Genomic DNA, 14,795 nt, shown 5'->3' with positions numbered 1-14,795 from the left:
GGTCACCACACCCCCTGGACATGCTCCCGCACGCCCTGCGGACCAACGTCGATCACATCCACGCGCATTCCCCCGGAAAAGCGCACCCCCTCGCGATTCTGTTCCAGCCACAGGCCAGCCACGGTGCGTATCCGCCGCAGCTTCCGCGGACCGACTGCTGCCACTCCGCCCCCATCGGAGTCCGAGGTGCGATACTTCACCTCGATAAAGGCGAGATCGCCCTCAGGCGTGCGTGCAACTATATCCAACTCCCCGTAACGAGTATGGAAATTGCGTTGCAGTACCTCATATCCCGCCCGCTGCAGATACTCCGCGGCTAGGTTTTCCCCTGCGTTACCCACCCGCCGCTTGTTCACCGTTGGCACTGTCGCTTCCCCTCACTTCCTCGCGTCCCCTACCTTTTCGATCGGCACCGGCTCTTTCACGGCCAGCACCTGGTTCACAAGTGTGGAGCATTATCCACGCGAGGGGGCGTCGCCAAACAAGAAGGGAAAAGCAAAAGCCCAGGGGTCTGTGGATAACCTCTGGGCTGTGAATAAGAAGGGAAAGTTACTGGTTAGTCTGGCAGTTGCAGCTCGGGCTTGTCGAGTTCCTCGATGTTGACGTCCTTGTAGGTAATGACGCGAACATAACGGACAAAGCGGGCAGGCCGGTACATATCCCACACCCAGGCATCGGACATGCGGACTTCGTAGTACACCTCGCCGCCGGAGTTACGGGGAATCAGCTCGACGGCGTTGGCCAGGTAGAAGCGGCGCTCGGTCTCCACCACATAGGAAAACTGGCTGACCACGTCGCGGTACTCGCGGTACATCGACAATTCGACGTTAGCTTCGTAGTCGTCTAGTTCCTCAGCGCTCACGGACTTACCCTCGATCCTTTCCCTCTAGCCACTGCCGATGCGCAGCGGCCACGTTCTTGTAACTGTAGCGGTGATAAGGGGTGCCACCATGCAGACTCACCGCGTTCATGTGTGCCTTGGTGCCATAGCCCTTGTGACTAGCCAAACCATACCCCGGGAACTCTTCGTCGAGGGTTCGCAACACTCGATCCCTGGAAACCTTTGCCAGCACGCTTGCCGCACTAATGCATTTCGCCATCTGGTCGCCTTTGATCACTGGCAGGTGTGGCATAGGAAGTCCCGGCACCTTGACCGCGTCGGTCAACACATACCCCGGCTGAACGTCCAATGCCGCGACTGCGCGACGCATGCCGGAAACATTGGCGTGCTGAATACCAAAACTGTCGATATCCGCGGCGCTGATGTGGATAATCGAATACGCCACGGCGACATCCTTGATGACCTCAAAGAGGAGCTCGCGGGTCTTCTCAGTCAGCTTCTTCGAATCGGTGAGCCGCTCCAGCCCCGCACCGTCTAAATCAGCGGGGAGGATGCACGCCGCAATGGAGATCGGCCCGCAGCAGGCGCCACGACCGGCCTCGTCCACCCCCGCTACGGGCCCCAGCCCCGCGGCTTCTAACTCGCGTTCCAAGGAGCTTTAGCCCTGGATCGGCAGGGAGTCCACGCCACCGATACGGTTAACTGGCAACAGAATGGACTCGACCTCGCCGACGATGTTTTCCACCGGGATGGTGCCCTGGTGCTCATCCCCCATGTGCGCGCGAGAATCCAGGGAGTTGGTGCGGTTATCGCCCATGACCCAGACGGCATCGTCTGGCACGGTAACCGGGCCGAAGTAGTTACCCTGGCATTCCTTAGATCCCATGGTGGGGTCGATCGGGTTGACGGGCGGATCCATCGTGTAAGAATCATCGACCTTCTTACCGTTGACCATGATTCCCGGGTCGCCCTCCTGGCACTGCACCGTCTGCCCACCGGTGGCAATTACGCGCTTGACCAGGGTATTTTCATCGGGAGCGACAATGCCGATGGTGGCGCCGAGGTTCTGCAGGCCACGCACGACACCATTGGAACTGCGACGGGAAGTGTATTCTTCATTCCACGACTCGGTGCCCACGAAGACAATTACGTCGCCCGGATCGGGCATCTTGTTGCCACGATAAGCCAGTTTGTTGACGAAGATGCGGTCGGGCGTACATCCCTGACAGCCGTGGAGAGTGGGTTCCATCGACTCGGAAGGAATCAAGTACATGCGGCCAACGAAGTTGTTGAACGCTCCTAGCACTAGCATCGTCACCAGGATGATGATCGGCATTTCGACCCACCATGGGTAGGTCTTCTTCTGCTTCTCTTTCTTCTTTTTGTTAGGTGACGCCCCATCCTCCGGCTGCGCAGCGGCCTTCGGTTCACCATTGGCGTCTTCCGGGGCTGGGCGCTGGGTGGGGTACTCGCCCGGCTGGCCAGGGAGCTGCTGGGGATCGTTCGGTTCCTGTCGATGAGTCACAAATAGCCAGGATACCAGTGGCAGGAAAAGCAAAAAACCCAGCCACGAAACTGTGGCTGGGTAGTTAGCACTTAGAGGGTAAGTACTAGCGGCGCTCCTTGATGCGGGCTGCCTTGCCGCGACGCTCGCGCAGGTAGTACAGCTTCGCACGGCGAACCTTACCGCGGGACAGAACGTCGATGTGGTCGATGTTCGGGGAGTGAACCGGGAAGGTACGCTCCACACCAATGCCGAAGGAGATCTTACGGATGGTGAAGGTCTCGCGGATGCCGGAGTTCTGACGACGGATTACAACGCCGCGGAAAACCTGCAGACGGGACTTGCTGCCCTCGATAACCTTGACGTGAACGTCCAGGGTGTCGCCAGGGCGGAAATCAGGAATGTCATCGCGCAGCTGAGCTGCGTCAACCTTGTCAAGAATGTGCATGGATAAAATCCTTTTGCTCGTCTGGATAGAGGATCCTCGCGGCTTTTCGCTTGTTCCACGCGCCTACGGGTTCGTACCCACAACAGAAATTAACTTGAGTAGTATGCCATCGATCAGCGGCGTTTACCAAATCCGGCGTTTTTTAGTGCAGCGGCCATGCTGCCCTGTGGCTGGCGCTTCTTTCTGCCCTGCTTGCCGCTGGCCTTTGGCTCATCCTGCAAGCGTAGGGAAAGCCCGATGCGGTTGCGGGGCACATCCACGTCGACCACGCGCACCTTTACAACCTCGCCAGAGCTCACCACGTCGTGTGGATCCTTGACGAATTGATTGCTCATTGCGGAGACGTGGACAAGGCCATCCTGGTGGACGCCGACATCCACGAATGCACCGAAGGCGGCAACATTCGTCACGGTGCCTTCCAGCACCATGCCGGGGCGTAGATCCTTGATGGTCTCAATCCCTTCGGCCAGCGTGGCGGTCTTAAACGTCGGGCGTGGATCGCGCCCGGGCTTGTCCAATTCCGCTAAAACGTCCGTGATTGTGGGAATTCCGAATGTGTCATCGGCGAAGTCTTTGGCGCGCAGTTTGCCTAGCACGGCGGTGTTGCCCACAAGCTGTGGCACCTGCACGCCCGTGGATTCAACAATGCGCCGAACCAATGGATAAGCCTCTGGGTGGACTGCCGACCCATCCAGCGGATCAGCCGCACCATTGATGCGGAGGAAGCCCGCGGCCTGCTCGAAAGCCTTCGGCCCCAGACGGGGAACCTTCAGCAACTCCTTGCGGGACTTAAACGCCCCGTATTCGTCCCTGTAGGCCACAATATTTTCGGCCAATGTGGGCGTAACACCTGCGACTCGGCTGAGCAACGGGGCGCTGGCAAGGTTGACATCCACACCCACGGAGTTCACTGCATCCTCCACCACGCTATCCAACCCGGCGGCCAGCAGAGCCTGGTTCACATCGTGCTGGTACTGCCCGACACCGATCGACTTCGGGTCGATCTTCACCAATTCCGCCAAGGGATCCTGCAGACGTCGAGCGATGGAGACAGCCCCACGGAGGGAGACATCCATATCGGGGAACTCCTGTGCGGCCACCTCTGAGGCGGAGTACACCGATGCGCCGGCTTCGGAGATGACGACCGTCTGGGGCTTCGTTCCCTCGGCCAGCCCGGCAATTTCCTTTGCCAATTTCTCGGTTTCGCGGCTGGCAGTGCCATTGCCCACGGCTAGCAGTTCCACGCCGTGCTTGTTCACGAGGGCGCTCAAAATGGTGCGAGCTTTATCCCACTGTCCGGAGTGTGGATAGACCACAACCGTATCTAAAACCTTGCCGGTGCTGTCCACGACGGCGCATTTCACTCCATTGCGATAGCCCGGATCGAGCCCTAAGGTCGCGCGGTGGCCAGCAGGTGCCGCCAAGAGCAGATCCTTCAGGTTCTTGGAAAAAACATTGACTGCCGCTTCGTCTGCTTTTTCCTTAAGGCGCATCCGCGCATCCACCGCAGAGCTCACGGCCAGCTTGGTGCGCCAGCCGAAGCGAACACACTCTGCACGGAACTTATCCGCCGCGTCCCCCTGCGCCCCCAACCCAGTGCGGTCAGCGATGATTCCCTGGTAGAACTCGTCGCTCTCCCCCGGGGCGAAGTTAACACGCAGCACGCCCTCGTTTTCGCCGCGCAGCAGTGCTAGCACGCGGTGGCTTGGCAAATCCCCGAAAGGCTCGTTGAACTCAAAGTAATCGCGGTACTTCTGGCCTTCCTCCTCCTTGCCCTCGATGACCGCGGATTCAGCGCGGCCCCGGCGGAAGTACTCCTCGCGAATCTCCCCCACCACATCGGCGTCGGTGGAAATGTCCTCAACCACGATGGCTCTGGCGCCCGCCATCACTGCGGCGGTGTCATCAAAACCTTCTTGAACATAGCTTTCCGCCAGTTCGGGACTACCGCCGGTGAGGAGCTTTTCGACCAGTTCCCCAAGCCCCGCCTCCCGCGCGATGGCGGCCTTGGTGCGACGGGACTTCTTGAACGGCAGGTAGAGGTCCTCGAGTCTTGCTTTCGTGTCCACTTCCAAAATTTTTTGCCGCAGCTCATCGGTCAGCTTGCCCTGCTCGTCAATGCTCTTCAGAACTGTTTCCTTGCGCGCGGCCAGCTCGCGCAGGTAATCGAGGCGCTGCTCAAGCTGGCGCAACTGGCCATCATCCATGCCACCGGTGATTTCCTTACGGTAGCGGGCGATGAAAGGCACGGTCGCCCCACCGTCGAGCAAATCGATGGTCGCTTGGACGCGAGAAACTTCCGCCCCAAGTTCGTGGGCAATGCTGCTAGCGATGCTATCGGTCATTCCCCACATTCTAGAGGGGCTACTGCTTGCCGAAGTCCTCGCCCCACTCCGGGGCGTCGTTGGTGAACTCAGTCAGCTCCGGCTGCAGACCCTATCCTTTAAACCACCCCGTTACCGCAGGGGCGATATTCGTGTAAACGTGCTTGTGCTCTTGGTACTCGGCCAGTCCGGTGGGGCCAAGTTCTCGGCCATTGCCGGACTGCTTCATTCCGCCCCACTCTGCCTGGGGCAGGTAGGGGTGGAAATCATTAATCCAAATGGTACCGTGACGCAGCTTGCGCGCGACCCGTTCAGCCTTTCCGCCATCCGTGGTCCACACGGCGCCAGCCAGGCCGTACTCCGTGTCATTGGCAATGGCGACGGCCTCGTCCTCAGTGGTGAAGGTCTCGATGGTCACGGTGGGGCCGAAGGCTTCATCGTGAACGCAGTCCATCTCCTGAGTGCAGCCATCAATGATCGTCGGCAGGTAGAACACGCCCTTGGTCAGGTCGGTGTTGCCCGTCGCGTGGCTACCCTCGTTGTCCTCAGCAGTCGGGATCCGGCCACCGCAGAGAATGTTGGCGCCCTGCTCACGTGCATGATCGACGTAAGCGGCGACCTTGTCCCGGTGGTCGGCAGAAATCAAGGCGCCGGTCTCGGCAGCCTCATCCAGCGGGCCACCGATCTTGATCTGCTCAGCCTTGGCCACGAGTGCCTTGACGAATTCGTCGTGGATGGACTCCTCCACCACGATGCGAGAACCCGCGGAGCACACCTGGCCCGAGTGCACGAATGCACCGTTGAGCGCGTTATCCACTGCCGCGTCGAAGTCTGAGTCGGCAAAAATGACATTCGGGTTCTTGCCGCCCAGCTCCAAAGCCACGCGCTTGACGGTCTCCGCCGCATTCCGGGCGATTAGCTTGCCGGTAACAAGGCCACCGGTGAAGCTGACCATGTCCACGTCCGGGCTTTGCGAGAGGGGGTTGCCGCAATTGGCGCCCGCGCCGGTGATCAGGTTCGCCACGCCTGCGGGCAGTCCCACCTGATTCAGAACTGTCATCAGCATCATCGCGGTGTGTGGCGTCAGTTCCGCCTGCTTCAGCACAAAGGAGTTACCCGCCGCCAATGCCGGTGCAACCTTCCAGGCCACCTGCAGCAGTGGATAGTTCCACGGAGTGATCAGGCCGCACACGCCGACGGGTTCGGCGTCGATACGAGAGCGAACATTCGCATCACCCGGATCGACCACACGACCCGCCTGGTGCTGGACGAGAGTGCCAAAGAACTCAAAAGAGTTGGCAATGTCATCCATGTCGATCTCTGCTTCGGCCAGGCGCTTGCCGGTGTCGGCTGCTTCTGCACGGGCGAAGTCATCTTTGTTCTCGCGGATCTTCTCAGCGACCTTCAGCAGCAACTTGCCACGCTCGACAGCGGGAACATCCGCCCATACACCGGAATCGAAGGCAGCGCGGGCGGCAGCGATGGCCTTGTTCGTATCTTCGTCGGAGGCCTCGGAGACCACTCCTACCGTGGTGTTATCAGCGGGGTTGATGATGGTGCGGGTCTCACCGTTGTTGGCTGGCACCCACTTGCCGTTGATAAACAGCGAAGCGGGGGCGCCTTCATTGTGGTGTACCCCGGCCAGCAGATCGCAGGTAGTCGGGTCGAAGAGTGCAGCGTTCATATTTGAGGTTCTCGCTTTCCGATTGTTCTTACAGTCGAGTGAAAGGTTTTAGTCTTCGGTCCAGGCACGCACGGGGTCGGCACCGTCGGACATGTCCGAGGTACCTGGCAAGTCGCGCTGCATGTGCAGGAACTCTAGGTGACGCTCGTAGAGATCCAGGACGTTATCGATCAATTGCTCGGTCGTGTAGCCGTAAATGTCGTAGCCGAGGGAGCCCGTGTTATCGAAGACCTCCAAGCGGTAGTAGTTCTCCCCATTGCTAGTGCTGCGAGTAAAGCTCGGCACCGGATGTTCCATTGGGTAGATCTGGTAGCGGAAATCTTGTTCTTCGCCCAGGTGCAGGGTGAGATCCAGCTGGTTTACCGGCAGGTTGGGCACTTCGGCAGCCACCAGCGTAGTCTCGATTCCCTTGTCATTCAGTTCGCGGGCGACGGATGCCAAAGCGGGCTGGGCGACGTTGACCAGATATTCATTGGCCTTGGAAGCGCTGGGCCACGTGGAGGCTCGCGAGAGGCGCTTGCGCCAAGACTGATTGTCCCCAGATCCACTCGAGCGGCCGGACATGGCGCTGTGCAGGGAAACGCTGCGGGCTTCTGTCGCGTAGCTCTCCAGGCGCAGCGAGCGCCATAGTCCAAGCATGATGAGGTAGATCACGATGGTGAACGGAAGCCCCATCACGATGGTTGCGTACTGCACTGTTTCGACGCCATTAACTTGCAACATGACAAGCGTCAGTACACCGACCAATACAGCCCAGAAAATGCGGGACCACTTCGCCCCGTCCTGGCGGGAATCTTCGATCTTGGAGGTGAAGTTGGCGGTCACTAGAGCGCCGGAGTCGGCAGAGGTGATGTACAGCAGCAGGCCGATCAGTGTGGAGAGAACGATCAGTACCGTGCCGCCACCCATGTCCTGCAGCAAGGCATAGAAACCTTGTTCCGGATACTCCATCGTGTTGTTGGCGAAGTCCATATCTCCGCTGATAACGCGACGCAAAGCGGTATTACCAAACAGGCTCATCCACAGCAGGATGAATAGGAAGGGAATGGTCAGCACGCCGACGACGAACTGTCGCAGGGTGCGGCCACGGGAGATGCGGGCCAGGAATAGACCGACAAAGGGAGCCCATGCCACCCACCAGGCCCAGAAGAACAGGGTCCAGGCGCCCATCCAGGCCTTGGTGGATTCCGGATCCTCGGAGAAAGCAAACGTGTCCATGGTCATGCCTGGGAATGACGAGACATAGTCACCGATATTCATGACGAGGGCGTCAAGAAGGAAGGCAGTCTGGCCGGTCACCGTGACGTAAACGACCAAGCCAATGGCGAGCAACACATTGATTTCGCTCAGTCGCTTGATGCCCTTGTCCACGCCAGAGACCGCAGAGAGAGTGGCCACGCCGACGGCGAAAATGATCAGGCCGGATTGTACGACGACACCTTCGTCCCAGCCGAAGATGAGGTGCAGGCCATAGGTCAGCTGCACCACGCCGATACCGAGAGAGGCGGCGATGCCGAAGACGGTGCCCAGAACTGCGGCAATGTCCACCGCACCTCCGATGGGACCGTGGATGCGCTTGCCGATCAACGGGTACAGGGCGCTACGGATAGCTAGAGGCATGTTCAGGCGGTAGGCGTAGTAGCCGAAGGCCATGCCCATCAGGGCGTAGAGAGCCCAACCGGTGATGCCGTAGTGGAAGAGAGCCCACACGACGGCTTGCTCGGCAGCTTCCCGGGTTTGTCCATCGCCGACGGGCGGAGCCATGTACTGAGTGACAGGCTCGGCTACGGCGAAAAACATCAGGTCTACACCGATACCAGCGGCGAAGAGCATCGCCGACCAGGAGAATAGGCGGAATTGCGGGCGAGAGTGGTCTGGCCCAAGGCGGATCGAACCGGACTTGGAAAAGGCGACCACGAGGACGAAGATCACAGCGACTGTTGCGGTGACGATGTAAAACCAGCCGAGGTTGGTGGAGATCCAGCCAGTCACCGACGCCAAAGTGTCCTTGGCTTGCTCCCGCCCCACGAAGGCATAGAGCGCAACTGCGAGGATGCCCAAGGCGGAGATGATGAACACAGGCCAATTGGTCTTAGGGGGCGTTACTTCACCGGGCGAATAGCTATCGCGGTCATTAACATCAAAAGAGCCGACAATGACACGCGGACCGGAGGCCTTCTTCCTTCCCACGATGCGCCGGGCTTTGAGGTCGTTTTGTGCAGGCGGCCCGGTGCTTGTGGCACCGTCAGTCGATTCGGGCCGGGAGTCGTTGTCGGAATTGGTCATGTAATTCTCCTCGATTACTTCCCGCCAAAGGGAGTTCATTTTCTAAGAAATACAATTTTCTAGACTACACAGCTATTTCTAATATGCCAGCCGAACCCCTCATATAGGTGCCATTCTCACCTCACTAGCGAGGTGTGCCAAAATTAGGCTTTACCTGCTGCCTAGAAATCCTATTAAGAAACTGGCATACTAGATTTTGTTCAGTCATTTAACTAGGAGGTAAGTGAATAGATGGGCTTCATCGACAAGCTGATTCCAGGTAAGAAGAACGACACCGAAGGCCAGGTCGTCGAAGATCGTCGTCGCGATATTGTCATCGTCGGCGGCGGATCCGCAGGTTCGGTTTTGGCCAACCGACTTTCCGAAGACTCCACCAAGGACGTCATGGTTCTAGAGGCCGGACGCCCCGACTCCCTGTGGGATCTGTTCATCCATATGCCCGCCGCATTCTCCTTCCCTATCGGCGACAAGCACTACGACTGGGAGTACGAGTCCGAGCCGGAGCCAGAGATGAACGGTCGCCGTATCTACCACGCCCGCGGCAAGGTGCTGGGTGGCTCCTCCTCCATCAACGGCATGATCTTCCAGCGCGGCAACCCGATGGATTACGAAAAGTGGGGCAACCTGCCAGGCATGTCCAACTGGGGCTGGAGCCACGTCCTGCCCTACTTCAACAAGATGGAAACCGCGCTGGCCGCTGACCCTGATGACCCACGTCGTGGCCACAACGGTCCGCTGAAGCTGACCCGTGGCCCGGCAACCAGCCCACTATTCCAGGCCTTCTTTAAGTCCGTCCAGGAAGCCGGCTACAACCTGACCAACGATGTAAATGGCTACCGACAGGAGGGCTTCGCACCCTTCGACCGCAACATCTTCGAGGGCAAGCGCCTCTCCGCGGCTCGTGCGTACCTGCACCCGGTAATGAACCGCAAGAACCTCGACGTGCGCACCCGCGCATTCACCACCCAAGTAATCATTGAAAACGGCAAGGCCGTGGGCGTGGAATACCAGTGGAAGGGTCAGACCCACCGTGTCTTCGCCGACAAGGTCATCCTTTGCGGCGGCGCCTTCAACACCCCGCAGCTACTTGAGCTATCCGGCATCGGCGACCGCGCAGTGCTGGAGAAGGCAGGCGTCGAGGTCAAGAAGCACCTGCCCGGTGTGGGTAACAACCTGCAGGACCACCTCGAGGTCTACGTGCAGTACAACTGCACCCAGCCGGTCAGCTCCCAGCCCTACTACAAGATGATCAACCGCCCGTTCATCGGTCTGCAGTGGCTGCTGACCCGCCGTGGCCCGGTTGCTTCCTCCCACTTCGAGGCCGGTGGCTTCGCCCGCTCCAACGACGACGAGGCCTACCCGAATCTGATGTTCCACTTCCTGCCGATGGCGATCCGCTACGACGGCTCCCAGCCGGAAGGCGAGCACGGCTTCCAGTTCCACGTCGGCCCGATGTACTCCGATACCCTGGGGCACGTACACATCAAGTCCAATGACCCGAAGGAAAAGCCGGAGATCCTGTTTAACTACCTGGCCACCGAGCAAGATCGCCGCGAGTGGGTCGAGGCAGTGCGTACCTCCCGCAAGCTGCTTGATACCCCGGCAATGAAGGAGTTCACCGACGGCGAGATCTCCCCCGGCGCTGCTGTGCAGACCGATGAGGAGATCCTGGAGTGGGTTCGCAATGACGCAGAGACTGCCCTGCACCCCTCCTGTACCGCCAAGATGGGCCCGGCAGACGACGAGATGGCCGTTGTCGACCCGGAGACCATGCAGGTGCACGGCGTTGACGGCCTGTACATTGCCGATGCATCGGTCATGCCGATCATTACCAACGGCAACATCTACGCTCCTGTCGTCATGTTGGCGGAAAAGGCTGCCGACCTGATCAAGGGTGAAAAGCCACTGGATCCGATCGACGCTCCCTTCTACCGCGCCAAGCAGGACATGCCGCTGTACGCGGAAGGCGAGAAGGTTCGCGACCACGTCAACGCCATCCCCGGCGCTGACCACTAGGAGCGTTTAGCCTTCTAGGCCGTCAAGGTACGCCCGGTCTGCTTCGGATAGCTCCACGCTACCCAGCAAGTCAGGGCGTATTTTTTTGGTCCTGGCGAGGGATTGCTCCCGGCGCCATTGGGCGATCTTGGCATGGTTGCCGCTAAACAATACGTCGGGCACGTCCAGACCACGCCACTGCCTGGGACGCGTGTAGCTAGGCCCTTCTAAGAGACCATCTTGGAAGGAATCCTCCTGGTGGCTAGCTTGGTTACCCAACACGCCAGGGATCAGCCTCACCATGGCTTCCGCCATGACGAGCACCGCTACCTCGCCGCCAATCAGTACATAGTCACCGATGCTGACTTCCTCCACGCGATAGCGGTTCTGTGCATCCTCCACTACGCGCTGGTCAATGCCCTCATAGCGGCCGCAGGCAAACACGACATGCTCTTCCCTACTCCACCGTTCAGCCATGTCTTGGGTAAACGGTCGCCCTGCCGGTGTGGGCACGATAAGCAGCGGTTTTGTGACGCCACCTTTTCCCCCGCTTGCCACCTCAGCATCGATCTCGGGGGTTGCGGACAGCAGGTTGCGTTTGTGTTCCGCGGAGGTTTCCAGGTCGGCTGTGGCAGCTGCCGGACCGGTTCCCGCCGCCACATCATCAAGTGCTGGCCCCCACACCTCGGGCTTCATCACCATGCCCGGGCCACCGCCGCAGGGGGTGGAGTCCACCGACTGGTGTACGTCGTTGGTCCAGGCCCGCAGGTTGTGCACGCCGACGCTTAAGATTCCCTGCTCGATGGCCTTGCCCAGCAGAGCATGGCGCAGAGGTTCGAGGTACTCAGGGAAGATCGTTACAACATCCAGGCGCAAAGCTAACTCAGCTCCAAAAGCCCCTCTGGCGGGGTCAGTACGATTACTTCTTCTTCCAGATCCACCACCGGGACGATCTCATGCCGGAAGGGTACGAGCACTTGCTTTCCAGCTGTGGGCAGCTGGGATTCGGCGTCAATAAGAATAGCGAGCAACTGCCCGGCTGGGGTGTGCTCGACGCCGACGACCTCGCCGACCAGATCCCCGAGCTCGATCTCTTCTCCTTCGGCATCCGTGCCGGGCGCGAGAAGATAGGCGGTCAACCCCTCGAGTTCGTGGTCGTAGAAACCGTCATCATCCTCGTCGTGGATCGGAGCGGCAAAGAAGCGTACGCCGCGTAGCGATTCGGCGGTGGTGCGGTCAGTGATCTCCTCGAACGTGACCAGGAGGCGCCCCTGGTGAGGGCGATAGGTTCGCACGGTGAGCTTCAGCTCTTTACCCGCCTGCTTACCTGTGAGGACCTCGCCGGTGGCGAAACGCTGAGCCGGTGTGTCCGTCGTGGGATCGACAACGACCTCTCCACGCACTCCATGGGGTTTAATTACCCGACCGATCTGCAGCTCCATTGGCTAGATGACGCCCTGGGCGAGCATAGCGTCTGCCACCTTACGGAAGCCGGCAATGTTAGCGCCGATGATGTAGTCGTCTTCCTTGTCGTATTCCTTGGCTGTGATGTCGCAGGACTTGAAGATGCCGCGCATGATGTCGCGCAGTCGCTTATCCGTGTAGTCGAAACTCCAGGAATCGCGGGAGGCATTCTGCTGCATCTCCAGTGCGGAGGTTGCGACACCACCAGCGTTGGCTGCCTTGCCCGGGGCAAAGAAGATCTTGCGCTTGCGGAATACCTCAATGGCTTCCGGAGTGCAGGGCATATTTGCGCCCTCGGCAACATAGCGGCAGCCGTTGTCCGCCAATATCTTTGCGGCTTCACCGTCCAGCTCATTCTGGGTGGCACATGGTAGGGCTACGTCTGCCTCGACCTCCCAGATATTGCCGCCAGCGTGGTAGGTCACGCCATCGGTCTCCTTGGCGTAATCGGACAAGCGGGCGCGACGAACCTCCTTCACGTCCTTCAGCAGCTCGATGTCCACGCCCTCCGGGGTGAATACATATCCAGAGGAATCGGACATAGCCACGACGGTCGCACCAAGCTCCTGAGCCTTCTGAGCTGCGTAGATCGCAACATTACCGGAACCGGAAACAATCACCTTCGCACCGTCGAAGCGATCACCGTGGGCACCCATCATCTCCTGAGTGAAGTACACGGTGCCGAAGCCGGTAGCTTCAGTACGCACGAGGGATCCACCCCAAGTCAGCCCCTTGCCGGTGAGTACGCCGGACTCGTGACGGTTCGTCATGCGACGGTATTGGCCAAACAGGTAGCCGATTTCCCGGCCGCCCACGCCGATATCGCCGGCAGGAACGTCCACTTCTTCGCCGATATGATTGTGCAACTCCGTCATAAAGGACTGGCAGAACGACATGATCTCGCGGTTCGACTTTCCCTTCGGGTCGAAGTCGGAACCGCCCTTGCCGCCACCGATGGGCAGTCCGGTGAGGGAGTTCTTAAAGATTTGCTCGAATCCCAGGAACTTGATGATGCCCAGGTTTACAGACGGGTGAAACCGCAGGCCGCCCTTGTAGGGCCCCAGCACGGAGTTAAACTGCACGCGGAAGCCGCGGTTGACGCGAACTTCACCCTCGTCGGTGATCCACGGCACGCGGAAGATGACCTGGCGCTCTGGCTCGCACATGCGCTCAATCAGCGCGTAGTCAGCGTAGTGGTCGTCCTTCTTCAGCACATACGTCAGGCTGTCCAGCACCTCGGCGACAGCCTGGTGAAATTCGGGTTCACCAGCGTTGCGCTGGATGATCTGCTGGTAGTAACCACTGACGGTTTCTTCGACGTTCATTGAGGGATGCCTTCTTTGCCTCTAGCGAAAACTCCACATCCGGGCTTGCAGCCGTTTCTGTGATGACAGTCATTGAGTCTACTCCCCATGACCGACAACACATTCAAGCGGTAGTTATGGGGGCACTACCTTCGGCCAAGATCAAAGAAAAGCCCAAGAGAAAACCCCAGGCGAGCAATGAATGCTCATACCTGGGGTGAAAAAGCGATTGGCGGCAGAATCGCCTGCGCTTTTACTCTGCGGACTCAGCCTCAGCTTCGCCCTCGGAGTCAGCAGCCTCAGCCTTCTCGGCCTCCTCAGCTTCCTTAGCAGCAGCCTCTTCAGCAGCGGCAGCCTCGGCAGCAGCCTTGGCCTCTGCTTCTTCCTTAGCCTTGCGCTTCTTCTCGGTGATAGCCTCTGCGGTCGGGCCATCGGCAGCCTCAGCCAGAGCCTCGTTGAATAGATCCAGCTTGGACTTCTTCTCCTCGGCCACCTTCAGGGTGCCCTCTGCACCCTCGATGCCCTTGAACTTCTGCCAATCACCGGTGACCTTCAACAGAGCCAGAACAGGCTCGGTCGGCTGAGCACCAACGCCCAGCCAGTACTGTGCACGCTCGGAGTCGATGCGGATCAGGGAAGGCTCCTGGGTCGGCTGGTAGATGCCCAGGTTCTCAATAACCTTGCCGGAACGCTTGGTGCGGGAATCCTGAACAACGACGCGGTACTCCGGGGTACGGATCTTACCCAGGCGCTGCAGCTTAATCTTGACGGCCATGTGATGGCTCCTTTTCTTCTAGTTGGTCACTGGGCAGTTCAGACACTCCGTCAATGTCAACGGAGCCGGTTCAACCCTTGGTATTTTTGCTGCGCGTGACCACCGGCCGACCGTGGTCGGGGACGGTGTTACACAGACAACCCGGATAAGTGTAGTAGCGGTTACCGACT

The 14,795-nt window shown here is 59.4% G+C and carries 13 protein-coding genes; 1 reads left to right on the top strand and 12 read right to left on the bottom strand.

The window, feature by feature from the left end; genetic code table 11:
- Nucleotides 1-2: 2 nt before the first annotated feature.
- From AC05K6_RS01410 to betT, 8 genes are all read right to left on the bottom strand, one after another.
- Nucleotides 3-365, bottom strand: coding sequence for a YraN family protein (locus AC05K6_RS01410; RefSeq protein ID WP_473963176.1), 363 nt, complete (start codon nt 363-365; stop codon nt 3-5).
- A 191-nt stretch (nt 366-556) separates the two neighbouring features.
- On the bottom strand, nt 557-862 hold the full coding sequence (locus AC05K6_RS01405; protein WP_005295294.1) for a DUF2469 domain-containing protein: 306 nt from the start codon (nt 860-862) through the stop codon (nt 557-559).
- A 4-nt stretch (nt 863-866) separates the two neighbouring features.
- Nucleotides 867-1,493, bottom strand: coding sequence for a ribonuclease HII (locus AC05K6_RS01400; RefSeq protein ID WP_473963175.1), 627 nt, complete (start codon nt 1,491-1,493; stop codon nt 867-869).
- A gap of 6 nt (nt 1,494-1,499) precedes the next feature.
- A complete protein-coding gene (lepB, locus tag AC05K6_RS01395) occupies nt 1,500-2,366 on the bottom strand; it encodes a signal peptidase I (RefSeq protein WP_448307594.1) in 867 nt (288 codons plus the stop codon).
- An 85-nt stretch (nt 2,367-2,451) separates the two neighbouring features.
- Nucleotides 2,452-2,793, bottom strand: a complete 342-nt coding sequence (gene rplS / locus AC05K6_RS01390) for a 50S ribosomal protein L19 (protein WP_293790022.1) — start codon at nt 2,791-2,793, stop codon at nt 2,452-2,454.
- Between the two features lie 113 nt (nt 2,794-2,906).
- On the bottom strand, nt 2,907-5,138 hold the full coding sequence (locus AC05K6_RS01385) for a Tex family protein (protein WP_476727558.1): 2,232 nt from the start codon (nt 5,136-5,138) through the stop codon (nt 2,907-2,909).
- A 91-nt stretch (nt 5,139-5,229) separates the two neighbouring features.
- Entirely contained in the window at nt 5,230-6,801 is a 1,572-nt protein-coding gene (locus AC05K6_RS01380) for an aldehyde dehydrogenase family protein (RefSeq protein ID WP_448307592.1), read from the bottom strand.
- A 48-nt stretch (nt 6,802-6,849) separates the two neighbouring features.
- A complete protein-coding gene (gene betT / locus AC05K6_RS01375) occupies nt 6,850-9,087 on the bottom strand; it encodes a choline BCCT transporter BetT (protein ID WP_476727557.1) in 2,238 nt (745 codons plus the stop codon).
- A 231-nt stretch (nt 9,088-9,318) separates the two neighbouring features.
- Between betT and betA the strand changes: the two genes are divergently transcribed.
- Nucleotides 9,319-11,103, top strand: coding sequence for a choline dehydrogenase (gene betA / locus AC05K6_RS01370; protein WP_473963172.1), 1,785 nt, complete (start codon nt 9,319-9,321; stop codon nt 11,101-11,103).
- A 6-nt stretch (nt 11,104-11,109) separates the two neighbouring features.
- Here the strand turns inward: betA and trmD are convergent, their stop codons facing one another.
- The 4 genes from trmD to rpsP all read right to left on the bottom strand — a co-directional run bounded on the left by trmD (nt 11,110) and on the right by rpsP (nt 14,625).
- Entirely contained in the window at nt 11,110-11,958 is an 849-nt protein-coding gene (gene trmD, locus AC05K6_RS01365; RefSeq protein WP_473963171.1) for a tRNA (guanosine(37)-N1)-methyltransferase TrmD, read from the bottom strand.
- 2 nt (nt 11,959-11,960) lie between these two features.
- Entirely contained in the window at nt 11,961-12,524 is a 564-nt protein-coding gene (gene rimM, locus AC05K6_RS01360) for a ribosome maturation factor RimM (protein WP_293790004.1), read from the bottom strand.
- Nucleotides 12,525-12,527: 3 nt separating this feature from the next.
- The gene (gene gdhA, locus AC05K6_RS01355) at nt 12,528-13,871 is read right to left on the bottom strand and encodes an NADP-specific glutamate dehydrogenase (RefSeq protein ID WP_293790001.1); all 1,344 of its coding nucleotides are present in this window, start codon (nt 13,869-13,871) and stop codon (nt 12,528-12,530) included.
- Nucleotides 13,872-14,103: 232 nt separating this feature from the next.
- On the bottom strand, nt 14,104-14,625 hold the full coding sequence (gene rpsP, locus AC05K6_RS01350) for a 30S ribosomal protein S16 (protein WP_293789998.1): 522 nt from the start codon (nt 14,623-14,625) through the stop codon (nt 14,104-14,106).
- Nucleotides 14,626-14,795 lie beyond the last annotated feature (170 nt).

This window comes from Corynebacterium sp. TUM25020 (assembly GCF_056388495.1).
Note: the sequence above shows the minus strand (reverse complement) of the source record. Positions and strands in the feature narration are given on the sequence as shown.